The organism is Microcystis sp. M53602_WE12 (assembly GCF_030065455.1).
GTDB lineage: Bacteria > Cyanobacteriota > Cyanobacteriia > Cyanobacteriales > Microcystaceae > Microcystis > Microcystis aeruginosa.
Genome location: NZ_JASJFB010000156.1, coordinates 1 through 22,413 on the forward strand (window position 1 = coordinate 1; position 22,413 = coordinate 22,413).

Sequence of the window (22,413 nt, forward strand, 5' to 3'; positions counted from 1 at the left end):
GTCTCCGAGCCAGTAGTCAGTAGTCAGGAGAATTAAGAATGAGCATTAATCAATTAAATGCTCTATTTGGTTATTTTATGCAATTTTATGCTTATTTTTCTCATTTTTGCCCTCTCAAAAATTAATTATGCAAGAACTCTAATGTTAAATCCTGTTTAAAAGTGGGGGATTGGGGGATTGGGGGATTGGGGGATTGGGGGATTGGGGGATTGGGGAAGTGGGGAGCTTTTTTGCTGTGATCGGTAAACGGTAAAGAGTAATCAGCCAACTGAAAACTCAACTCTGATCACTGATAACTGATCACTGATAACTGATCACTGAATACTAAACCTGGCAGAAAGGGGGACAAAAAATGCTAGGATTGCCACAGCACAGAGAAAAGTGAAAGAAAGGAATATAGCTTTACATGGAAGAGTTTGACAAGTCAATATCCTTTGATGGCAGGGATATTCGACTAAAAATAGGGCTTTTAGCCCCCCAAGCTGGCGGTAGTGTTCTGATCCAATCGGGAGAAACGGCGGTTTTAGTGACAGCAACCACAGCCAAAGCCAGAGAAGGAGTAGATTTCCTGCCCTTGACCGTTGACTACGAAGAAAGATTATACGCCGCCGGGCGCATCCCGGGAGGATTTTTGCGTCGTGAAGGTCGTCCCCCGGAAAAAGCAATTCTGACCGGTCGTTTGATCGATCGCCCCCTGCGGCCTCTATTCCCCAGTTGGCTACGGGATGATATTCAGGTGGTCGCTACGACCCTCTCCATGGACGAGGAAGTACCCCCGGATGTTTTGGCCGTTACTGGGGCCTCCGTGGCGGTTTTGTTGGCAGGTATTCCCTTCCAAGGGCCGATGGCAGCGGTGCGCGTCGGTTTACTAGGGGATGAATTTATCATCAATCCCACCTACAAGGAAATCCATAACGGAGAATTGGATTTAGTGGTGGCCGGTAGTCCTGAAGGGGTGGTGATGATCGAAGCGGGAGCTAATCAGTTACCAGAACGGGATATTATTGAGGCGATCGATTTTGGTTATGAAGCGGTCCGCGACCTGATCACCGCTCAACGGGAATTGATCGATCAGTTGGGTATTCCCCTCGTCACCCGAGAAGCGCCGGTAGTAAACGAAACCGTGCATAATTTCCTGAAAGAACAAGCTAAAGAGGAAATTAAACAGATTCTCTCTCAGTTTACCCTCAGCAAAACCGAACGGGATGAGAAATTAGCGGCGATCGAAAATCGGATCAAGGAAACTATAACCGCTCTCCCCGATGAAGATCCCTTAAAAGCTCCAACGCTGGAAGAACCCAAGTTAATCGGTAATCTCTTCAAGGATCTGACCAAAAAACTGATGCGCGCCCAAATTATTGAGGATGGGGTGCGGGTTGATGGTCGCCAACTGGACGAAGTACGCCCGATTTCTTGCCGGGTGGGAGTTTTACCCCGCCGGGTTCACGGTAGCGGCCTGTTTAATCGCGGTTTAACCCAGGTGCTTTCGATCGCCACCCTGGGCACCCCCGGTGATGCTCAGGATTTGGGCGACGATCTCCATCCCGAAGATGAAAAACGCTATCTTCATCACTACAATTTTCCACCCTTTTCCGTCGGTGAAACCCGTCCCATGCGTTCTCCCGGCCGTCGAGAAATTGGTCACGGTGCTTTAGCGGAAAGAGCGATCGTACCTGTCCTTCCCCCCCAGGAGGAATTTCCCTATGTGCTGCGGGTAGTGTCGGAAGTCCTCTCTTCTAATGGTTCCACCTCCATGGGTTCCGTGTGCGGTTCCACCCTGGCGCTGATGGATGCCGGTGTTCCCCTGAAAAAACCCGTTAGCGGTGCGGCCATGGGTTTAATTAAAGAAGGGGAAGAAGTGCGGATTTTGACCGATATCCAGGGTATCGAGGATTTTCTGGGAGATATGGACTTTAAGGTGGCTGGCACTGATTCCGGCATCACCGCTCTCCAGATGGATATGAAAATCCCCGGTTTAACTATGGAAGTGGTGGCCAAGGCGATCGAACAAGCTTTACCGGCCCGCAAACATATCCTAGAGAAGATGTTAGCGACCCTAGAAAAACCGCGCACGGAATTATCTCCCCACGCACCCCGGTTATTGACGATCAAGATCGATCCAGATCTGATCGGGTTAGTAATCGGGCCGGGTGGTAAGACGGTTAAAGGGATTACTGAACAGACTGGCACGAAAATCGATATCGATGACGATGGTACTGTCACCATTTCCTCCACCGATGGGGAACAGGCCGAAAAAGCTAAACGACTGATCTACAATATGACCCGCAAACTCAATGAGGGTGAGGTTTATCTCGGTCGCGTGACTCGCATTATCCAAATCGGCGCTTTTGTGGAAGTTTTGCCAGGAAAAGAGGGAATGATCCATATTTCCCAATTGGCCGAGGGACGTGTCGGCAAGGTCGAGGATGAAGTGGCCGTGGGGGATGAGGTGTTAGTCAAGGTACGGGAGATCGATAGTAAAGGTCGTCTCAATCTCACCCGTCTCGGTATTCATCCCGATGAGGCCGCCGCTGCCCGTAAGGCTGCTACTGTAGTCTAGGTGAATTTTTTGTTCATGGTTAACTCTCGATCGCTCGATCGAGGGTTTTTTTATCGCTAAAATTGCCTAAAAACGGCAATAGAGACGCAAAAACCACGCCTCTATCACGGTATTTTCCCTAGATATTGTTTCTGACTACCAGCTAGACTTGACCACACCGGGTAAAAGACCTTGGTGGGCCCATTCCCGTAAAACGTTGCGGGATAAACCAAAATCGCGATAGTATCCTCTCGGTCTGCCGGTCGTTAAACAACGGTTGCGGTGACGACTGGGAGCGCTATTGCGGGGTAATTCCTGTAATTTTTGGTGAATTGCCAGTTTTTCTTCAAAATCCTCGGCGGTGCGGAATTGTTCTTTTAGTTCCGCTCTTTTAGCTTCGTATTTTTGTCTGAGACGAGCGCGTTTTTTCTCGCGTTCTACCATCGATTTTTTTGCCATGGGGTTTCTCGAAAAAGATTTAACCTGTAAAGACAGCATTTCCCATTATAACCTGAAACACCGGTGACAAAAGCAACATTTCTTGATATTAATTCTTAAAGTCCTAGTTGAAAATTTTCTATGTCTGAACCGCCTCAATTTCTCCAACAACGTCTTTTTTATCAAGGTCGCGTCTTTCAATTTGAAGTCTCGAAACTGCGTTTACCTAACGGTGTCGAGGGAGAATGGGAATGTGTCCGTCATCCGGGGGGTGCTTTAGCAGTTCCAATCACCAAGGAAGGTCAATTGGTTTTAGTACGTCAGTATCGATTTAGTTTGCAAGCTCGAATTCTGGAATTTCCCGCCGGAACGATTGATGAAGGAGAAGACCCTGCTACGACGGTAAAACGAGAATTAGAGGAAGAAGCGGGCTATCGGGCGCACAATTGGCAATCTTTGGGTAAATTTGCCCTGGCACCCGGTTATTCCGATGAATACATCTATGCTTTTCTAGCCCAGGATCTGGAAAAATTAAGCTTGCCCCCCGCTCAAGATGTCGATGAAGATCTAGAAGTGGTTTTGATGAGTTTTGAGGAAATGGAATCGGCGATCGCACGGGGAGAATCGATCGATGCTAAAACTATTACTAGCTTCTATCTGGCCCGTTTAGCCCTTAATTAATCTTTTCAATCACCGCTTGTCCTAGTTGAATCAACTCAAAACCGATAAAAAGGCTTAAAATCACGGTGACAGCCTGATTAAGCAGGGGTATATTGCCTTTGCCTAGAGCAGAAGCGACGAATTTGACCACAACTAAAACGAGAGCGCTAACAACGGCGATTTTGACGGCTATCATAGATTAATTTTTCCTCACGGTTAACCGAAGTATACTATTTCTACACTTTTTCTTGCCAGTTTCATCTTCGGCTTGATACAAAATGTAGCATTTTGGTGGAGAGCGCTCCTGTCATTGCCAAAAATGCACAGGTTTTTGTTAAGAATTGTAAAATGTAGTTAGATTTATTTACTCAGAAGGGGATTTATGTCTAACCAAGAATCGATTTTTCCGTTCCCTCAAAAACCAGCATATTACTCCGTATTCAAGTCGATTTTAGCGATAATATCAGTTATTTTAATTATGTTAGCAGTGATCGGCGGGCTAATGATGGTCAGTTTATCATTATGTTGGCCAGAACACAATATTGATCGATTAATACTTGGCTTAGTAGAAGATTTTTTTAATCCATTTGCTTGGATTAAAGTTCCCACGGTTGCTCATAGCTATCAATTATTATTACCCACGGTTATCCTGCTAATTTTTACGCAGTTAATCATTTTCTTGTCTCCGCGTCCGCAAGTTTGGTCAAGATTAGTCATTATTTCTATCACTCTCGCTATCACCCTGCGCTATCTACTCTGGAGGATTCTGGAAACCTTAAATCTTTCCACCCCTCTCAATGGCTTTTTTAGTTTACTGCTTTTAGGCATTGAGATGATAGTTTTAAGTGGTAGCATAATTCAGTTAGTTTTAGTCTTAACCACGAAAGATAGAAGCCAAGAAGCTGATTTTTATAGCCAAGCAGTGATCAATAAACAGTATTTGCCCACGGTAGATATTCTGATTCCCACCTATAATGAGCCAGCCTTTATCTTAAAAAGAACTATTATCGGTTGTCAAGCCCTTAATTATCCTCATAAAAATATTTATATTCTCGATGATACCCAGAGGTCAGAAATTTATGAATTAGCAGAAAAATTAAATTGTAATTATCTGACTCGTGAGGATAAAAAAAATGCTAAAGCAGGCAATTTAAACCATGCTCTCAGACAAACTCAAGGGGAATTAGTGGTAGTTTTTGACGCAGATTTTATCCCTTGTCGGAATTTTCTAGAAAGAACTGTTGGCTGGTTTCAAAACCAAAAAATTGCCTTAGTGCAAACGCCTCAAAGCTTTTATAATGCCGATCCTATCGCCTATAACTTAGGTTTAGAAAATATCGTTACTCCCGACGAAGAATTATTTTATCGTCATATCGAACCAGCTAAAGATGGGGTGGGTAGTCCTGTCTGTGCTGGTACTTCTTTTATTGTCAGAAGAAAGGCCTTAGAAGAAGTGGGCTACTTTAATATAGAATCTATTAGTGAAGACTATTTCACTGGGATTGCTATCTCTGCCAAAGGTTATGAAGTTATTTACTTAAATGAAAAACTCAGCGCTGGTTTATCTGCCGAAAGTTTATCAGCTTATTTACGGCAAAGATTGCGCTGGGCAAGGGGAACTTTACAGGCCTTTTTTATCAAAGCTAATCCCCTAAAAATTGCGGGACTAACTCTACCACAAAGATTGGCACACTTAGAAGGAATATTATCTTGGTTTTCTCCCTTAGCTCGTTTATTTTCTCTCCTTATTCCTCTCCTTTATACCTTTGGTTATATCGTACCTTTGAACATTACCATCCATGAGACAATCTATATATTTTTACCCTACATGATGCTGCAGTTAGCCACTTATCACTGGTTAAATTCTCGCTCGCGCTCCATTATTTTTTCTGAGGTACTATCGATGATTATTTGTGTACCTACATCCCTAACAGTTCTCCATGTTCTTTGGAAACCCTTTGACAAAGGATTTCAGGTGACACCGAAGGGAATTGCTCGTAAAAATTATCAATATAATTGGCGTTTATCCTACCCATTACTGTTTTTTCTCACCATTACCTTAATTAGTATTTTCTTTAATTTACGCCATCACAATTATCAAGCAAGTCCCCTAAATTTTGGCTTGATTTTGGCTATATATAACGTGGTTATTATCATGACTGCTTTAGTGGCTTTATTGGAAGCTCCCCTCACCCTAGAAACTCAATACCAATTGCTAGAATATCCTGTTAACTTGATAACAGAATCGGATATAATTATGCAGGGCAATCTGAAAAAACTTTCAGAAATAGGAGCAGAAATTCACCTGAGGGAACCCATCTACTCAGAAAAATTACTCCTAGATATTTTAGGCGAAGATTTGCGCCTATCGTCTCATCTAGTCAATCTAGAAAAACGAGGAAAAATCTGGCAAGCAACCCTTAAATTCCAGCCACTTACCCTATCAGACCAGAGAAAACTAATTACTTTTTTATTCTGTCGTCCCCAGCGCTGGCCAGTGAAAAATACGGCAGGAGAATTACAATCCCTTTGGTTGTTAATTATCAGCTTTTTTCGGGGTATAGGCTTAATTTGTCGGGCATTTTTGCATCGAAAAACAGCCCTTTAGTTACGTCAAAAATCGAAAATACTTAAGTAGCTGGTTATAGTTAAATTTAAAATGGATTTTAGGTTCGATCCCCCCTTAGTCCCCCCTTGATAAGGGTGGTGCCGATCCCCCCTGCCCCGCTTGATAAGGGGGGTGCCGATCCCCCCTTAGTCCCCCCTTGATAAGGGGGGTGTCTGATAATTTTTAACGCCTACCTACTTATCGAAAAATTACTGGCTGATTATCCTATCAACTGGCTTTTGTCTGTGATTTTACTCACATGGCTATTCCTGTATTATCACAGTTGTCACTTGAGCAAAACTTGATCAGTAGTTAGGTGTTAAAAACTGTCAGATACCCCGCTTAATAAGGGGGGAGCTGCACCCCCTTATCAAGGGGGGCAGGGGGGATCGAACCCAAAATCCATCTTCAATTTAATTATAACCAGCTATTTATTATTATAATAGAAGTAACCATTCTTAGATGAACTGGCTTATGAACAATCGTTTATGTCTTCACCTGATGGCTAATAAGGAAAAAGGGTTTGCCTTGCCTCTTGCCGTGTTAATTGGACTTATCCTGATGGTGACAGGAATGACTATGATCATGCGCGCCCAAGGGGACCAATCGAAAGTAATTGCCCAAAAAGCCCGGGCTGATAGTTTAACAAGTTCCGAAGTGGGGCTGGCTCGCGTGCAGGATCTACTCAATAGTGTTCGAGTTATGGCGACGGTTGATAGGAATTGTACTTCCGGCGATTGTTGGCAGAACGCCAGATATGATGTGGATACTGATCCCACCGATTTACAAAAACATTTAAAAAAATTAGTCGACGCCGCCCCCTCCTGTAGTAATCCCAACGATGCTGTTACCTTGAAGAAAAAAATCAATGAATTAAGAGATTTGAGCGCAGATAAATGGGTTGATCTCGGTAATAATAGTTATTATCGCGTGGTTGAATACAATTATCGTATTGATACTGGCATGGGAGTTCTCACCCTCGAAGGACTTTCCCGCAAAAGTGCCGCAACAGACATAACTAACATTACTATCGATAGAGATAGTGACGATAATGCCGCCTCCCGTAACCGCGTGGTGGTAACTATCCCTATTCTTGATGCCCCTCACCACGCATTTAACCGCACCACGGTCCCAGCTTTATGGATAAGTGAGGGAACGGTGGAAGGTGATGCTATATTTCAAGGGGATGTGGTGGAGAAGGTGGAAAGCCCAGAATGTAATATTAACCAAACTAAGATTCAACAGCCCACACCCGCACTCAATCCCCCCTACACGGCACAATTTGTCGGTGTGTTTTTCCCCAATTTACCGGAGACTCCCACCGGTATTCCAAGCCTAGGAGACCTTACCAGTTCTGAAACTTTTCCCAGAACGGGAGACACAGCATCTCCCAGCGGAGTGTACGAGTATATCTTTGATGATATCGACTTGGATGATGGCGAGAAGATTACCATTACTGCGGGGGACCGGGTAGTTTTCTATGTTAAAGGTAACATTAACGGTGCGATCGAACACGATTGTGGTAGTGTGACTGGCTGTAAACCGGGCAATCTACAGATTTATGCCGATAATGGATTAGGTTCCGCCAATCCGCAAATTTGTCTGAAAGGAAACCAAACACTACAAGCGTTTATCTTTGCTCCTGACTATTCCCTCGGTAAAACCGATAATGGTACTTTTATCGGTGCTGCCTGGGGTAAAAATTGGGGCCAAATTTCAGGCTGTCTCTCAAGTAGCGGTGCTGTAGCTGTTACCCAAGGGGTAGAATGGACTGAATTAATCTATGACCTGAAACCCCAATTTCCCCGACTTGGTCAGATTGCCAATTGGTGTGAGGAACCCATCGATACCCTTCCGGGTGAATCTATGTGTGATTATTTCCCGACTGCTTCACCCTCTCCCAGTCCCTAAAAAAGTTTAACTTATCGGGTTGGTGGGGGGGGTTGAGGATTTCGGTTCAGGACAGGTTTTATTGGCGAAATCACAGCGATAAATTGCCGGTTTTTGCCAACTGAGGGGAATTTCCAGCAAATCCCTGGAACCGGTCATGGCTTGTCCCAGAAAGAGAGCCAGAGCAATACAATTGAGAATTGTATGGGCGATGCGCCAACGATGGGAACGGTCTTTATAGATATCTTCGACAATGGCCAGAGAGAAAATCATCAGTAATGATGCCGCCATGCCGATATAGTAGTGGGACCAGTACCATTGGGCCGAGAGTCGCCAGACCCCATCCTGAGCACCGATAATAATTAAACCCATGCCAGTCAAGGTGGCAAAAATTCCGCGCCAGAGGCCTTGTCTAGCGCGGTAGAGACAGACCAAAGAGGCAATGGTGACAAAAAACATCAAAATCACAAAAAAGACCTGAAAGGAGTCTAATTTTCCCTCTTTTTGTTGATCGACAAAACCATTAAACCCGTAAACGACCGAGTAAGCTAGTGCTAACAGGTTAACCCCTACCACTGTACCCGTTAACCAGCGGCCTAAGCGTAGATGTTCTGGCCCGACCACTGGGGGAATTTTACTTTTATTTCCCGCATTGGTTTCTAAGCGACGTTGACGGGTTTGCCAAGCAAAGTTAACTACGAGGCCGATAATAGGGAAAACGACCACTATCCCTAGGACAGGATGAATGAGAGCCAGAAAATCGACGAATTGCATATAAATATCCCGAAAATAGTCAGCAGAAAATCGTCAATAGTTGACAAGCTATAGCCTTGTTTTTTTTAGCTTATCGCAGATATCAGGAGCCGGTCGGCAAAAGGCAAAAGGCAGGAGATAGGGTGATAGGGTGATAGGGTGATGAGACAGCTTCCCCACTACCCCACTACCCCACTACCCCACTACCCCACTACCCCACTTCCCCACTTCCCCACTACCCCACTACCCCACTTCCCCACACCCCACTTCCCCACACCCCCACTTCCCATTTCGGACTAGGAACCTCTTCGATGATCGGCTAATCTAAAAGCAGCAATCCTTAGATTCAATCCTGACTATGAAACTACAAGAACTTTTAACAACTATCCCTCTGGTTTCCCCGATTTCTTCTCCTATCGCTTCTATTACCGAGATTACAGGAATTTCTACTAATTCCCATGCTTGTCAACCGGGAGATTTATTTATCGGTTTACCCGGTACTCGCGTCGATGGGGGCGAATTTTGGCGTTCCGCTTTGGAAACCGGGGCCGTAGCGGCGATTATCTCCCCGGCAGCCGCAGCTAAATTTCCCCCCCCGGAGGATGCTTCGGTAATGGTTGTGGCAGATTTAGTTACTGCCGCTGCTGCGATCGCTGCTAAATTCTATCATTATCCGGCCCTTACCCTAAAATTAATCGGTGTGACGGGAACCAACGGCAAAACCACCACCACCCATTTAATTGAATATTTTCTCAGCCAAGCAGAGATTCCCACCGCTTTATTCGGGACTCTTTACACCCGTTGGCAAGGATTCCAAGAAACCGCTAATCATACCACCCCTTTCGCTAACGAGTTACAAGCCAGTTTAGCCAAAGCGGTGAGCGCCGGCAATGAAATCGCCGTCATGGAAGTTAGTTCCCATGCACTGGCCCAGGGACGGGTACAGGGTTGTACTTTTCCCGTGACGGTGTTTACCAATCTCACCAGGGACCATCTCGATTATCACCTCGACATGGAGGATTATTTCGCCGCTAAAGCTAAATTATTTAGTCCCGATTATCTGCAAGGTAAGGCGATTATTAACCTTGATGATGCCTACGGTCAACGTTTAGCGGCCTCCCTGTCTCCCCAACAGGTTTTAACCTATAGTGTGTCCGATGCTCGTGCCGATTTTTATACTAAAGATTTACACTATCAACCCACGGGAGTTCAAGGGGTGATGGTGACTCCCCAAGGAGAAATAGCCTTTGCTTCTCCTCTGGTGGGTCAATATAATCTAGCTAACCTCTTAGCGGCGGTGGCGGCAGTGTTAGAATGTGGTGTAGATTTAGGGACAGTAATCGCTCAAATTCCCCAGTTTTCAGGAGTACCGGGGCGGATGGAACGGGTTAGCACCGCTCACGACCAAGATATCAGCGTCATTGTTGATTATGCCCATACTCCCGACAGTTTAGAGAATGTTTTAAAAGCAACACGTCCCTTTATTTCTGGTCGGATGATTTGTGTTTTTGGTTGTGGCGGCGATCGAGATCGGACAAAACGACCGTTAATGGGTAAAATAGCCGCAGAATTAGCAGATTTAGCCATAGTTACCTCCGATAATCCCCGCACAGAGTCTCCCGAACGAATCCTTCAGGATATCGTCGCTGGCATTCCCCCAGAAATTACCGTGCAGGTAATTAGCGATCGCGCTTTGGCCATTGACACCGCTATTCAAGCAGCGCAACCGGGAGACGGAGTAATTATTGCCGGTAAAGGTCACGAAGATTATCAAATTTTGGGGACGGAAAAAATCCCTTTCGATGACCGCGAACAGGCCCGGGCCGCTTTGATAAAAGTGAAAAAGTGATGAGGGATGATTAATTGTCAAGAAAAGCTAACATTAGTTGACCGAAAATTTGGGTACAAGCCCCGCCCTCCGCTTAAATATGTATTGTCAACTTAAGGAATTTTGTGTTAAGATGTTGATACTCGATCGAGCAATGTCAAAATGTTTGTACTAGAATACAAGGTTAAGCCAAAACCTAATCAGATAGAAGCCATTAATGAGGCAATACGGACAACCCAATTTGTTCGGAATAAAGTCCTGCGTTATTGGATGGATAATCAGGGTGTTGGCAAAACAGAGTTATTTCGATACAACACAGCATTAAGGAAAGAGTTTAAATTTGTTGATGATTTAAACTCCCATGCTTGCCAGACTGCCGTAGAAAGAACCTTGCGGGCAATTACTCGGTTTTACGATAATTGCCAAAATAAAGTTAAAGGAAAGAAAAACTACCCTAAGTTTAAAAAACATTCCCGTTCTGTTGAGTATAAAGTATCTGGATGGAAGCTATCAAAAGATAAACGCCATATTACCTTTACAGACAAAAAAGGTATTGGCACTCTTAAACTGATTGGCTCTAGAGATATTAATTACTATCAACCAGACCAGATTAAACGGGTAAGAATCCTTAATCGTGCCGATGGTTACTATGTGCAGTTCTGCATTAAATTAGACCCCAGAGACACGGTTAAGCCTTTAACACCTTCCCAGAAAGCCACTGGGATTGATGTGGGATTAAAGTTTTTCTTAGTAGATAGCGAAGGCCATCAAATTGATTGTCCGAACTACTATCGAAAAGCTGAAAAACAACTAAACCGATTAAATAAAAAAAAGTCAAAGAAATACCGTAAGGGTAAAAAACAATCTCGTAATTATCACAAAGCTAGAAAGCGATATGCTCGGAAACATTTAAGAGTAAGTAGGCAACGAGAAGAGTTTGTCAAGAGTGTGGCACTCCGTTTAGTTAAGTCTAACGACTTAATCGCCTATGAAAACTTGAATATCAAAGGCATGGTCAAGAATCGTCATTTAGCGAAGTCGATAACCGATGCAGGATGGTCTGTTTTTAGGCAATGGCTAGAGTATTTTGGGGACAAATACGGCAAGTTAACTATAGCTGTCTCACCTCATAATACGTCTCAAAATTGTTCTAATTGTGGACAAAAAGTCCAAAAGTCGCTATCTACTCGAACCCATGTTTGTCCTCATTGTGGATATACAGATTGTCGAGACAGAAACGCCGCTTTAAACATCTTGCAAAAGGGATTAAGTAGCGTGGGGCGCACGCAAACTTTAAACGCTTCGGGAGAGATTCCCTCTTGGTTGGTTGGAGAAATCCTGCTTGCTAACGGAGACTCAATGAACGAAGAATCCCCGTCTTTTTAGAGCGGGGAGCGTCAAACAAAAAAGGCGTTACAGGCGCTTTGATTGTCTGAGGCCTCTGGCTTTAGACTTTGGGAGATACCCCCCTTGAGGAGAATCTCTTAAAGTGCATTGTTAAGGTGTGTTAGTAAAAAAGTATCGGTCAATTGGTGATTCTAGATGACCTACTGCCTTAATCCCAACTGTACTCAACCGAAAAACGCCCCGACAGCGTTAATCTGCGAGAGTTGCGGTTCAAAACTTCTTCTGCACGACCGCTATCAAACCCTACGCATTTTGGGGAAAGGTGGGTTTGGGGCAACTTTTGTTTCATCGGATCTGTCCCTACCAGATAAGCCCCTCTGTGTGGTCAAACAACTGCAACCTCCCCCTCAAGATGCTAATGTTTTTCGCATGGCGAGGGAACTTTTTGATCGAGAAGCGGCCACCTTGGCAAAACTGGGAGTTCATCCGCAGATTCCCCGATTATTGGACTATTTTGAAGATAATCAACAGTTTTATCTAGTTCAAGAATACGTTAAAGGTCATAACCTGCACCAAGAGGTCAAAAAACGCGGACCGTTTAGCGAAGCGGGAGTCAAACAGTTTTTAAGTGAACTCTTGCCGATTTTGAAATATGTCCACGAGCAAAAGGTAATTCATCGGGATATCAAACCCGCTAACCTAGTTCGTCGGCAAACAGACCGAAAATTGGTTCTGATTGACTTCGGGGCTGTCAAAAATCCAGTTAATAGCGTCATGGCCAATGCCGATTCTCAAACCGCTTTCACTAATTTTGCCGTGGGTACCCAAGGTTTTGCCCCCCCCGAACAGATGGCCATGCGTCCCGTTTACGCTAGTGATATCTACGCGGTGGGAGCTACCTGTCTCTATCTACTCACGGGCAAATCTCCTAAAGCGATCGAAGTTGATATTAATACAGGTGAATTACTCTGGGAAAAATTAGTCAAGGTGAGTCCCCAGTTTGCTAAAGTCCTGAAAAAAATGCTGGAAGTCTCTGTCCGTCATCGCTACAAATCCGCCCAAGAGGTAATGGATGCTTTAGACATGACGGCTTATGCCGATAGTCTAGCCCAAAGTTTAATCGCCGCTCCAATGGTTACTTCCCAGCCCCCCCGACAAGATTCAGGTTCGATAGCCACTTCCTCCGTTTCTGTCCCTCTCAAGTCTAAATTTCGTCCCAAAAATAAAAATCCAGAGGCCTCTCCAGATAATATGCTGGGGGGACAGATGGCTTTTTCACTGTCTAATACAAATGTATTGACTAAAAGTCAAGCCCGCAGCAGCACAGAGCTAACCTTACTGAAGAAAAAACCCCGCTTAGATGAAAAAGCGATTCTCGATGCTTACAATAACGGCCGGCGCAATTTCGCCCAAGAGGAATTACCAAATCTCAATCTGGCCAAAGCCAAACTTTTGGGCGTCAATTTCTGTCAATCCAAATTAACAGGAGCTAATTTACAAGGGGCAAATCTGTCCAATGCGGATCTGGGCCGGGCTAATCTCAGTCAAGCTATTCTCAAAAGTACCAATTTAAATAATGCCTATCTCGGTTATGCAGACCTAGAAAAGGCCGATTTACGCGGGGCTAATCTCACCGGCGCCCATCTTCGCTACGCTAATCTCAAAGATGCTAATCTTTGCGGGGCTAATCTCTCTGATGCCCAAGTAACTCAAGAACAAATCGCCCTGGCAAAAACCAATTGGTTAACAGTTATGCCCAATGGTAAACGCAGTTACTGGTAATCTTTCTTCAGTGATCAGTCAACAGTAATAGGAAACTTCTATTTAGGGTTTGCTGAAATAAATCTAAAAACCTTGTTGGGTAAAACTTTTAGACTTTTTGTCAATCAAAAAGTCCAGGACTGGGAGTGATCAGGGGGAAAATTCAGGTACTTTTTCCCTGAAAATTAGGTAGTTGACCACCTGAAAATCGGTAAAACCCTACACCCCACCTGCCCCCCCGATGTCGGGGGGGTTGGGGGGGCCACACCCTGCCCCCAAGAAAAACTTTTTGCCGCAAACCCTATTTAATACTGTCACTTCAAACTCAAATCTGATAGCTGATAACTTACCCACTGATAACTGATAACTGATCACTGATCACTGATTTAACCGCGGCTTTCCTTAAAGGTTTTGTAGGCGGTTTCGGAGTCGAAAATATGGCAATAATCAACGATTCGCTGCATTAATGCCCAAGAAAACTCGGTTTCTTTCAGGTGACTACCCCAATTTTCTTTGAGACTAGCGTGAACTTTGCGGAGGTTATAGGAAGGAATCGCCGTCGAGATATGATGGGGGATATGGACATTAATATCGTGACAGAGAATTTCTACCCAACGGGGATAGCTACAGTGAACTGTCCCTTCTAGTTGCGCTAAAGCTTGATTCCAGTCTTCGGGATAGGAAAATTGAATATCGGGGTCTGTGTGATGGACAAGGGTAAAGGTACTCATCCAAAAATGATAGACAAACCAAGGTACCACCCAAAATTTAACCAATCCCCAAACACCAGTGTAGAAAATTAGGGTTGGGAAAAAAATAGCGGCAAAAACTAGGACGACAATCATCGAAAAGCGCGCTTTTTCCCGTTCGTTCTCTTTGAATTGTTCGATGTTGAAGTGTAGAATAGCCCAGTGGGCGATCGAACCAAGCCACCAGAAACGTCCGCGAATGCCGCGATAAAAGAGACGCACTAAGGGATTGGCCGAGTTAAAAGCTTCTAATTCCCACGGATCCCAAGCATTATCTATAGTTACCATGTTAGTTTTAGTATGATGGCGATCGTGCAGGAAACGCCAGCAGTGGAAGGGATAGATAAGCGGTAAGAGGAAAATATGACCGACAAGATCATTAACCCAGGGTCGATTGGAAAAAGACCGATGACCGCAATCATGCGCGATCACAAAAAATCCCGTTAAAGCTGTACCAGTGAAAATCCAAGCTAAAGGCAGTAAATACCAGGGAGAATAAACTAGCATTGCATAACCCGCAATGACCGCCAAAATATTCGTAATCACTCCAAACCAAGCTTTAACTGGGTCTTTCTGGAAATATTCTTTGGGAATGGTTTTAATAATATCTTTCAGTTTAAAGTCTGGCTCGATCGAGGTGATCAACTCCCCATGCAATTTATCCGTCGTTGCCGTCATGAAATCTCCAATTACACTTAGGTGAACCCTTGACAAGAAATCAGCTAGGAGGTTTGGCTAAATTCTGCTCCTTACCACAAGCCAATTTTTTTGTCAATATATTTTTAACTTTAATTAATAAACTTCCGCGAAGCTTAATAATCCTTTACTTTATATACCATAAGAGGAGATTTTCTGTTTTGGCAAAATTGGACGGCGGGTGCATCTCATTTTTGTAAATCTACCAATTGGGATTTTTACGGCGAAACTCTCGCCTAAAATCGGGCATTACTTCCGATTTTATCACTCAATCCCAGCTTTTGGGGGGTTCTACCCCCCAAACCCCGGAGCGCATTAGCTTTTCGGTGAGATGCTTACAGGCAGCTGCTGATACATTTGTCATCATCTAAGAGTCACTGATAATTGCTGATTGTCGGTATTCCTGCAAATGTGAGATGCACCCTTGACGGCTGCCTATTGCCTTCAAAAACTGATAACTGATAAAAAAAACAAACATTGACTATTTTTAGGCGTTTTTTAGCGATTAGCGGTGTTTTCTAGGGATTTAATCTCCTCCTGTACCTTACGGTGTTCGCGATTTAACTGTTTTTTGACCGATTCGGGGAGTTGTTCCTGTTTTTTCAGGGCATTATTAAAGTAATCTAATGCCAGTTTCAAAGAGCCAGTATTTTTATCCGTATTGCCTTGAATTCTCAGGATTTGACCCTTCAGATACATTAATTCTGGATTATCGGGGGTTGCTTTCAGAGCGTTATCGATAAACCGCAAAGCCTGATCGTACTGCTTTAAATCCCGGTAAGCTAGAGCGATACCTCGATCAACCAAGTAATCAGGACTTCCGTAGGTTTCTAGCCTTTCAATTGCCTCTTGGGGACTAGAAAAGGGCAGATTAACCGCTAAAATCAAATCCATATAACCCTTTAACAGGTTCAATTCCGGATCCGTAGGATTAACCTTTTCCGCAGTTTCCAAATACTGAAACACCTCTTGTAATCTGGGGATAGCTGATACTGCCCCTTCGGTTTGAAAAACGTAGGTTCCCTCTAAAAAACTGCCCACCGCTAGATACAAATTTCCCCTTAAAGGGTCGCTGCCCTGTATTTGTTTGGCCGCTTCCTTAGTTTTCTCGGAGTAGGTTTTTAGGGTGTTCCAATCCTGGTCGGTAAAAGCAAGAGAGGCCCGCATAGCATGGGACAAAGGTTCTTGGGGTTCCTTTTCTGTGGCCTCAACAATTAATTTTTTTGCCTCTAGATAGTTACCTTGTTTAAAAATAGCGTTAAAAGCGGCCTCGGTCTTATCACCAATCGGTCGGGGATTGGTTTTGCGGAAAGGATCTCCGGCTAAACCGGGACCAATCCAGTTAACCACTACCATAACAGCCAGCGAAGCACCGATCGCCATTTTTTTCGTTAAACCTAACCGCAGCGCCATGGTTAAAAGTCTCCTTGAGCGAATGAAAAAATCTGTCACAATAGAAACGAGTTTCTAGACTTAATTTCCAGTTATTTTCCTGTCAATGCTTTATCTCAAAGATGTGGTTTATCATCCCCCCGCTGCCCTCAATCCCATTTTACAGGGGATTAATCTCGAATTAGCCCCCCAAGAATTAGGTCTGATTGTTGGCCCCAGTGGTTCCGGAAAAACGACTCTTTTGGAAATTTTAGCAGGCTTTGCCGATAAAACAGGAGGGACGATTCACTGGCGCGACCAAGAATTAACGGTGCTGCACCTGCAACAATTAGGAGGAATCGTTTTTCAGTTTCCCGAACGTCATTTTTGCGGTAAAACCATCCTTGAGGAGTTGCGTCTCGGTCATCCAGAAATTAAAAGCGAGCGCCTAACGGCGGCCTTAAAGGAGGTAGGATTAGAAAATATTCCTCTGGATACTTCTCCCCATAATCTTAGTGGAGGTCAACAGCGTCGTTTATCCCTCGCTGTCCAGTTAATCCGGCAGCCTAATCTGTTACTTCTCGATGAACCTACGGCCGGTTTAGATTGGTCGATGCGTCGTCAATTGGCTAAACTTCTCGCTAGTCTCAAACAACACTGGACTTTATTAGTAGTTAGTCACGATGCCGGAGAATTACTCCCCATTGCTGACCGTCACTGGAAAATTGAACAAGGACATTTGAGGGAATTAAAAAGTGAAAAAACAGATAGTTGAGGTTTTAGGGTTTTGGGGTTTTTAGTTGAAATTCCCCACTTCCCCACTTCCCCACTTCCCCACTTCCCCACTTCCCCACTTCCCCCATCTCCTGTCTCCTGTCTCCTGTCTCCTGACCTTGATTACTGAATTAATGATCCTTCCTGAATTATTTGACCTTTGGCAAGAAACCCTAGAATGGCAACCCGATGGGGCCATACAAGCGCGATTTCAACAACTTTATGACTTGATTTTAGAGGGTAATCAACGTTGTAATCTCACTCGAATTACCCAACCGGAGGAGTTTTGGGAAAAACATCTTTGGGATTCTTTATCGGGTTTAGCTTGGTTACAAAAATCCCAGCCAGATTTATTGACAAAATCCCTATCAGTCATCGATTTGGGGACTGGGGCCGGATTTCCGGGGGTGCCAATTGCGATCGCATATACCCATTGGTCGGTGACTCTCTTGGATTCCACCCAAAAAAAGATTAATTTTCTTGAAGAAGTTATTGACAAATTAGAGTTAAATAACACGAAAACTCGTTTAGGTCGGGCGGAAATCGTCGGGAAAAACCCTAAACATAACTGTGCTTACGATATCGTCTGTTTGCGAGCGGTAGCTAATGTGGATATCTGTGTTAACTATGCTTTGCCTTTCCTGAAAAAGACCGGAATCGCTATCCTCTATCGTGGTCAGTGGTCGTCGGAGGATAGTTCGAGTTTAGAGAAGAATTTAGGGAAAGCTGGTGGTAAAATCCTCGAAATTGCCAGTTTTACCACTCCCTTAAGCGAAAGCGTCCGTCATTGTCTATATATCTCCAAGAAATAACTTTAAGCGGTGAGAGGATGGAAAAAGAAAGCCAAGGCCAGGATAGCATAGGTAGCTAAGAGTAACATTCCTTCTAACCAATTCGATCGCCCATCACTACTAATCGAATTAGCCAACCACACCGCTACAGCCACTGCCACTAACTCAAAGGGATTAAAATTTAGATCCATGGGCTGACCGATAATATAACCCATGATAACCAAAACTGGAGCCACAAACAGGGCGATCTGCATACTGGAACCGACGGCCACAGATACCGATAGATCCATTTTATTCTTAAGGGCGACGGTGACAGCCGTAGCGTGTTCGGCCGCATTACCGATAATAGGCAAAAGAATTACCCCGGTAAACAGCGCCGTTAAACCTAGCTGTTCCGTAGCCTCCTCTAGGGATGCCACCAATAACTCCGATTCTACGGCCACGGCGATGGTAACGATCAATAAAATCAAAGACCAAAACCAGACTTTCGGCCTTGCGGCTCTTTCTCTGGCGCTTTCCTCCTCGATACCGGCAACCCCGACATCGTAGAGATAGGTGTGGGTTTTCATGGAAAATAAGAGACTTAAACCATAGACGAAAATTAACACCGCTGCCACGGCCACGGATAGACGTTGCAGGACTGCTTCCCCGACTCCCGTGGAGGTAAATTCCACGGCAGTGGGTAAAAGAATCGCCACCACCGCTAAATTCATGGCTGAGGCATTTAAACGAGCGGTTATTGGTTGAAATTCCTGTTCTTTGAAGCGTAAACCGCCTAAAAACATCGATAATCCCATAACTAAGAGTAAATTACCGATAATTGAGCCAGTAATCGTCGCTTTTACCACATCGATGAAACCTTCCCGCAAAGCGACATAGGCGAGAATTAATTCTGTGGCATTGCCAAAGGTGGCATTCATCAAACCGCCAATATTTGGCCCGACCACCACCGCAATCGCTTCCGTGGCTTCCCCCATGTAGGCCGCTAGGGGGATAATGGCTAGACAAGCGGTGATAAAAACAACTGTTCCGCCCCAGTGTAACAGCGAACCGGCGATCGATATAGGCACAAAAATCAATAGGATGGCGAAAATGGTGTTTTTGCTTAACATAAAGTGAGTATTTTGTCAAGATAATTTTATTTTGATCGGAGATGGGAACTAGAAGCGGATTCTAGCCAAAATTCCCCGGTGGAACCGCTTATTACCCATAATATTGCCCTAAAACCGTCTCTGAGGGACTTTTCTAGGGGTTCGGGGGGTGATTGGGAGGGAACAGTCACCGGTTTAATCATAATTCCGCGACTACCAAAAACAATTTCTCCCACTAATCGCGCCCTTCTCATGTGATTATCGGAAGTGACTAGATAGACACTATCAATACCTTGGGCTTTCAGTTGATCGGCTAGGCTAGTAAAGTTAGTGACAGTATCTCGCGCATTGTAATCGAGATGGAGACGTTCTGGGGGAATTCCCGCTTTTTTAAAAATCTTTCTCACATATCGTCGCGGACTACCGGAAGACACCCAAATCGGTAGATCGGGATATTCCTTAGCCAATTTTGCCGCAAAACGTTCTCGATCGGCATGACCTCCCAAAACAAAAATCGCTTCCGGTTTTAGCCACTGCTGACGTAAATCGTGGTATAACCAGCCTAAAATCGCCAAAATTAGCGGAATAGCCAGCAATTTTAACCTAGATTTGCCTAACTTCGCTTTCAGAGAAACTCGCTTTTTTCTGCGAGAATTAGCCTTGAGAACCATATATCAGTGATCGGTGATCAGTTGTCAGCCTTCAGCTTTGTGGATTAAAGTGATCGAGGGTGAGGGTCATCGACTCACATTGACGTAGGAGATAGGGATTTTATTCCCCAACTGACCGATAATTTTCCCGGAACTCAGGTTGATTGATGCAGTCGCTTACATTCCCCACCAACGGGCCACCGCTTCGGGAAGGGGTAGCAAAATACTTAATAACAAAGCCAGGGAAAATAAACCTAATAAATCTCGTTTATTATCCAATTCGGTGACATCATTTAAAGCAGGTTGATCGCTGACTGGCATTAATAAGAGAATAATCGCCCAGAGTAAAAAATCTGGTTGCACTAGGGCTAAAATAAACATGAATAATCGAGTTAATTGACCGATAATTATGGCGGTTTTCTGCCCATACATGGCGTGAACAATATGACCACCATCCAATTGACCCACGGGCATTAAATTTAGGGCTGTAACGATAATTCCTACATAACCAGCTACCGCTAAAGGATGTAAATGGATCGCTTTTCCGGCGATTAAATTACTGCCGAGGGCTAGTTTAGCTAGGATAGACAAGAGAAAAGAAAACTGCGGATTTAACGCCTGAAAATTTAATAAACTGCTTTGATTAGTTAGGGGAACTATTTCCGAGAGGTACAACCCCCAAAACAGTAGAGGAATAGCGATAATTATACCCCCCAAAGGACCGGCCACCGCCACATCAAATAAAGCTTTGCGGGTGGGTACAGGCGATCGCATTTGAATAAAAGCCCCGAAGGTGCCTAGGAAGAAAGGAATGGGGATAAAATAGGGCAAGGTAGTTTTAATTTTATATTTAACTGCTGTAAAATAATGACTGAATTCGTGCAGTCCTAAAATAGCAATTAAGCCTAAACTGTAGGGTAAACCTTGCAATAATAAACTAGAATTATTTTCTAATTGTTGGGCAGTAATGCCACTTAATCCCGCACCGACCACTGTGGTAGTTAAGATAGTTAATAACAATAAACCCAGGGCAAGAAGGGGGCGAGTAACTTTTTCAGTTTCTATGGTTTCTGTTTTTTGCTGCCAGGGATTAGCCACAAGAGCGAAAAAAGGTTGTCCCTGAAAACTTTCTTGGAAAAGCAATAAAAAGCGATCACCAAAAACCTTTTCCACATTGTTTTTAATCACTTGATAAGCTTCTTCGGGAACTGCTCGCAATTTCCCCCGACAGAGAATTGCTTGGGGACGATAATCGATATTTTGCAGATAATAAACACCCCAAGGAAAACAATCTCTTAGGTATTTTTCCTCTTCGGCAGTGATCGGTTTTAAATCATTTTTAGGTGCAGGATTATCAATATTTTCTAGGACTAAATTCGCTTGTTTCGGTGGTGATGGGGGGCCTTCTTGGGGAGTAACCCGACCCTTCTGTACTAGCCACCAATACAAAAAAGGGCAGATCACAAAAGGGCCGACCAGCAAAAATGCCGGCATGGGGGTATCCTCTCCATAGATTAACGTCCAGCCGGTCCAAATAAGAGCCGGAGTCATCAGGACTAACCAAATTAACCAAATTGGTGTTGTCGTGATTTTGGCCACGCTACGCTTGACGATAAAATAGGTGAAACCGCCCAGAATCCCTAATAACAACCACATTTCCATATCGGCTCTTTTCTCTTGAGTAAAAGGCGGCTAATTTCAGCCAGCCCGGTCATCGATCGTGCTAAATTGTAAACCGCATTGATTGTGATTTGGATAGGCAAACCATGCGATCGGAAACCGAATCGTCTCCTTTAGAGGTTAGCAAAACCACAAAACCCCCTCGATTAATTCTAGAAGGTTTATACGCTTTCTCGCCTAATCGGGAAACCCTAGGGGGAACCTCTTATCTTATTGTAGAAAATACCGGCAATATTCTGGTGGATTGTCCTAGCTGTGAGGAGAGCGAGCGAGATTTTCTCCTAGAAAAGGGTGTCCGTTACCTATTTTTTACCCATCGCGGGGGTCAGGGTAAACAGAGCGATTCTCTGCAAAGTTTACTTGATTGTGAGATTATTCTACAGGAACAGGAAGCTTATCTGCTTCCTCACCGTCAAATTACCGTTTTTCAGCAGCAAATCCAGTTATCTCCTACTTGTAGCGGTTTTTGGACTCCCGGCCATTCTCCCGGCTCCTCCTGTCTCTACTGGCAGCGTCACGGGGGGGTTTTATTTACCGGTCGTCATCTTCTCCCCGACACTAAGGGTCAACCGCAACCCCTACAGACCGCGAAAACTTTCCACTGGCTGCGGCAATTGCGATCGCAAAGGGCTATTTTAGACCGTTTTAGTCCGGAAACCCTCTCCTATCTTTGTCCGGGGGCTAATACCGGCTTTCTGCGCGGTCGGGGAATTATCGATCGCGCCTACGAAAAAATCAGCGCCAATCCTCTTAACTAGGGTCTGCTGAATAAATCTAAAAACCTTGT

19 protein-coding genes are annotated in these 22,413 nt (G+C 44.4%); 11 read left to right on the forward strand and 8 right to left on the reverse strand.

Features of this window, described 5'->3' with window-relative positions:
- Window positions 1-406 precede the first annotated feature (406 nt).
- The gene (locus PX482_RS06010; protein ID WP_288122190.1) at window positions 407-2,560 is read left to right on the forward strand and encodes a polyribonucleotide nucleotidyltransferase; all 2,154 of its coding nucleotides are present in this window, start codon (window positions 407-409) and stop codon (window positions 2,558-2,560) included.
- A 135-nt stretch (window positions 2,561-2,695) separates the two neighbouring features.
- On the opposite strand, the gene rpsN is transcribed toward PX482_RS06010, so the two are convergent.
- Window positions 2,696-2,998 (reverse strand): 30S ribosomal protein S14, encoded by a 303-nt coding sequence (gene rpsN / locus PX482_RS06015; RefSeq protein ID WP_002740009.1) that lies wholly within the window; start codon window positions 2,996-2,998, stop codon window positions 2,696-2,698.
- A gap of 120 nt (window positions 2,999-3,118) precedes the next feature.
- Here rpsN and PX482_RS06020 point away from each other — a divergent pair, with 120 nt between their 5' ends.
- A complete protein-coding gene (locus PX482_RS06020) occupies window positions 3,119-3,658 on the forward strand; it encodes an NUDIX hydrolase (protein ID WP_002759617.1) in 540 nt (179 codons plus the stop codon).
- Here the strand turns inward: PX482_RS06020 and PX482_RS06025 are convergent.
- The gene (locus PX482_RS06025; protein WP_002759616.1) at window positions 3,651-3,833 is read right to left on the reverse strand and encodes a hypothetical protein; all 183 of its coding nucleotides are present in this window, start codon (window positions 3,831-3,833) and stop codon (window positions 3,651-3,653) included. The two genes, PX482_RS06020 and PX482_RS06025, sit on opposite strands and share 8 nt — an antisense overlap.
- 186 nt (window positions 3,834-4,019) lie before the next feature.
- On the opposite strand from PX482_RS06025, the gene PX482_RS06030 reads away from it, so the two are divergent.
- Both PX482_RS06030 and PX482_RS06035 read left to right on the forward strand, forming a co-directional pair.
- Window positions 4,020-6,245, forward strand: coding sequence for a glycosyltransferase (locus tag PX482_RS06030; RefSeq protein ID WP_002759615.1), 2,226 nt, complete (start codon window positions 4,020-4,022; stop codon window positions 6,243-6,245).
- A 474-nt stretch (window positions 6,246-6,719) separates the two neighbouring features.
- Window positions 6,720-8,156, forward strand: a complete 1,437-nt coding sequence (locus PX482_RS06035) for a DUF7305 domain-containing protein (protein WP_002759614.1) — start codon at window positions 6,720-6,722, stop codon at window positions 8,154-8,156.
- A gap of 6 nt (window positions 8,157-8,162) precedes the next feature.
- Here the strand turns inward: PX482_RS06035 and PX482_RS06040 are convergent, their stop codons facing one another.
- The gene (locus tag PX482_RS06040; protein ID WP_002759613.1) at window positions 8,163-8,909 is read right to left on the reverse strand and encodes a DUF4079 domain-containing protein; all 747 of its coding nucleotides are present in this window, start codon (window positions 8,907-8,909) and stop codon (window positions 8,163-8,165) included.
- A 141-nt stretch (window positions 8,910-9,050) separates the two neighbouring features.
- On the opposite strand from PX482_RS06040, the gene PX482_RS06045 reads away from it, so the two are divergent.
- The 4 genes from PX482_RS06045 to PX482_RS06060 all read left to right on the forward strand — a co-directional run bounded on the left by PX482_RS06045 (window position 9,051) and on the right by PX482_RS06060 (window position 13,845).
- Complete coding sequence (locus PX482_RS06045) at window positions 9,051-9,188, forward strand: hypothetical protein (protein WP_196219830.1); 138 nt, start codon at window positions 9,051-9,053, stop codon at window positions 9,186-9,188.
- 58 nt (window positions 9,189-9,246) lie between these two features.
- Entirely contained in the window at window positions 9,247-10,737 is a 1,491-nt protein-coding gene (locus PX482_RS06050; RefSeq protein WP_288122191.1) for a UDP-N-acetylmuramoyl-L-alanyl-D-glutamate--2,6-diaminopimelate ligase, read from the forward strand.
- Between the two features lie 141 nt (window positions 10,738-10,878).
- On the forward strand, window positions 10,879-12,102 hold the full coding sequence (locus PX482_RS06055; RefSeq protein ID WP_002759610.1) for an RNA-guided endonuclease InsQ/TnpB family protein: 1,224 nt from the start codon (window positions 10,879-10,881) through the stop codon (window positions 12,100-12,102).
- A 156-nt stretch (window positions 12,103-12,258) separates the two neighbouring features.
- The gene (locus PX482_RS06060) at window positions 12,259-13,845 is read left to right on the forward strand and encodes a serine/threonine-protein kinase (protein ID WP_002759608.1); all 1,587 of its coding nucleotides are present in this window, start codon (window positions 12,259-12,261) and stop codon (window positions 13,843-13,845) included.
- Window positions 13,846-14,210: 365 nt separating this feature from the next.
- Here the strand turns inward: PX482_RS06060 and PX482_RS06065 are convergent, their stop codons facing one another.
- Entirely contained in the window at window positions 14,211-15,251 is a 1,041-nt protein-coding gene (locus PX482_RS06065; RefSeq protein ID WP_002759606.1) for a fatty acid desaturase, read from the reverse strand.
- A gap of 516 nt (window positions 15,252-15,767) precedes the next feature.
- Window positions 15,768-16,682, reverse strand: a complete 915-nt coding sequence (locus PX482_RS06070; RefSeq protein ID WP_288122192.1) for a Sll0314/Alr1548 family TPR repeat-containing protein — start codon at window positions 16,680-16,682, stop codon at window positions 15,768-15,770.
- Between the two features lie 85 nt (window positions 16,683-16,767).
- Between PX482_RS06070 and PX482_RS06075 the strand changes: the two genes are divergently transcribed.
- Both PX482_RS06075 and rsmG read left to right on the forward strand, forming a co-directional pair.
- A complete protein-coding gene (locus tag PX482_RS06075; protein ID WP_288094233.1) occupies window positions 16,768-17,415 on the forward strand; it encodes an ABC transporter ATP-binding protein in 648 nt (215 codons plus the stop codon).
- A 133-nt stretch (window positions 17,416-17,548) separates the two neighbouring features.
- The gene (gene rsmG, locus PX482_RS06080) at window positions 17,549-18,226 is read left to right on the forward strand and encodes a 16S rRNA (guanine(527)-N(7))-methyltransferase RsmG (RefSeq protein ID WP_288024426.1); all 678 of its coding nucleotides are present in this window, start codon (window positions 17,549-17,551) and stop codon (window positions 18,224-18,226) included.
- Between the two features lie 2 nt (window positions 18,227-18,228).
- On the opposite strand, the gene cax is transcribed toward rsmG, so the two are convergent.
- From cax to PX482_RS06095, 3 genes are all read right to left on the reverse strand, one after another.
- Window positions 18,229-19,317 carry a calcium/proton exchanger gene (gene cax, locus PX482_RS06085; RefSeq protein ID WP_288024409.1) on the reverse strand — a complete coding sequence of 363 codons (1,089 nt, stop codon included), beginning with the start codon at window positions 19,315-19,317 and terminating at the stop codon, window positions 18,229-18,231.
- A 26-nt stretch (window positions 19,318-19,343) separates the two neighbouring features.
- Window positions 19,344-19,967, reverse strand: a complete 624-nt coding sequence (locus PX482_RS06090; protein ID WP_288094633.1) for a YdcF family protein — start codon at window positions 19,965-19,967, stop codon at window positions 19,344-19,346.
- A 156-nt stretch (window positions 19,968-20,123) separates the two neighbouring features.
- Window positions 20,124-21,608, reverse strand: a complete 1,485-nt coding sequence (locus PX482_RS06095) for a site-2 protease family protein (RefSeq protein ID WP_002759599.1) — start codon at window positions 21,606-21,608, stop codon at window positions 20,124-20,126.
- A 104-nt stretch (window positions 21,609-21,712) separates the two neighbouring features.
- Here PX482_RS06095 and PX482_RS06100 point away from each other — a divergent pair, with 104 nt between their 5' ends.
- Window positions 21,713-22,384 carry an MBL fold metallo-hydrolase gene (locus PX482_RS06100; protein WP_288024423.1) on the forward strand — a complete coding sequence of 224 codons (672 nt, stop codon included), beginning with the start codon at window positions 21,713-21,715 and terminating at the stop codon, window positions 22,382-22,384.
- Window positions 22,385-22,413: the final 29 nt, after the last annotated feature.

Bases quoted from the DNA above. Each gene is read 5' to 3' on its own strand.
- PX482_RS06075 (WP_288094233.1), top strand. From the start codon at position 16,768: ATGCTTTATCTCAAAGATGTGGTTTATCATCCCCCCGCTGCCCTCAAT.
- PX482_RS06060 (WP_002759608.1), top strand. From the start codon at position 12,259: ATGACCTACTGCCTTAATCCCAACTGTACTCAACCGAAAAACGCCCCG.
- PX482_RS06040 (WP_002759613.1), bottom strand. From the start codon at position 8,909: ATGCAATTCGTCGATTTTCTGGCTCTCATTCATCCTGTCCTAGGGATA.
- PX482_RS06025 (WP_002759616.1), bottom strand. From the start codon at position 3,833: ATGATAGCCGTCAAAATCGCCGTTGTTAGCGCTCTCGTTTTAGTTGTG.
- PX482_RS06030 (WP_002759615.1), top strand. From the start codon at position 4,020: ATGTCTAACCAAGAATCGATTTTTCCGTTCCCTCAAAAACCAGCATAT.
- PX482_RS06070 (WP_288122192.1), bottom strand. From the start codon at position 16,682: ATGGCGCTGCGGTTAGGTTTAACGAAAAAAATGGCGATCGGTGCTTCG.
- PX482_RS06065 (WP_002759606.1), bottom strand. From the start codon at position 15,251: ATGACGGCAACGACGGATAAATTGCATGGGGAGTTGATCACCTCGATC.
- PX482_RS06090 (WP_288094633.1), bottom strand. From the start codon at position 19,967: ATGGTTCTCAAGGCTAATTCTCGCAGAAAAAAGCGAGTTTCTCTGAAA.
- rpsN (WP_002740009.1), bottom strand. From the start codon at position 2,998: ATGGCAAAAAAATCGATGGTAGAACGCGAGAAAAAACGCGCTCGTCTC.
- PX482_RS06100 (WP_288024423.1), top strand. From the start codon at position 21,713: ATGCGATCGGAAACCGAATCGTCTCCTTTAGAGGTTAGCAAAACCACA.
- PX482_RS06020 (WP_002759617.1), top strand. From the start codon at position 3,119: ATGTCTGAACCGCCTCAATTTCTCCAACAACGTCTTTTTTATCAAGGT.
- PX482_RS06010 (WP_288122190.1), top strand. From the start codon at position 407: ATGGAAGAGTTTGACAAGTCAATATCCTTTGATGGCAGGGATATTCGA.
- PX482_RS06055 (WP_002759610.1), top strand. From the start codon at position 10,879: ATGTTTGTACTAGAATACAAGGTTAAGCCAAAACCTAATCAGATAGAA.
- PX482_RS06035 (WP_002759614.1), top strand. From the start codon at position 6,720: ATGAACAATCGTTTATGTCTTCACCTGATGGCTAATAAGGAAAAAGGG.
- PX482_RS06050 (WP_288122191.1), top strand. From the start codon at position 9,247: ATGAAACTACAAGAACTTTTAACAACTATCCCTCTGGTTTCCCCGATT.
- PX482_RS06045 (WP_196219830.1), top strand. From the start codon at position 9,051: ATGAGACAGCTTCCCCACTACCCCACTACCCCACTACCCCACTACCCC.
- cax (WP_288024409.1), bottom strand. From the start codon at position 19,317: ATGTTAAGCAAAAACACCATTTTCGCCATCCTATTGATTTTTGTGCCT.
- rsmG (WP_288024426.1), top strand. From the start codon at position 17,549: ATGATCCTTCCTGAATTATTTGACCTTTGGCAAGAAACCCTAGAATGG.
- PX482_RS06095 (WP_002759599.1), bottom strand. From the start codon at position 21,608: ATGGAAATGTGGTTGTTATTAGGGATTCTGGGCGGTTTCACCTATTTT.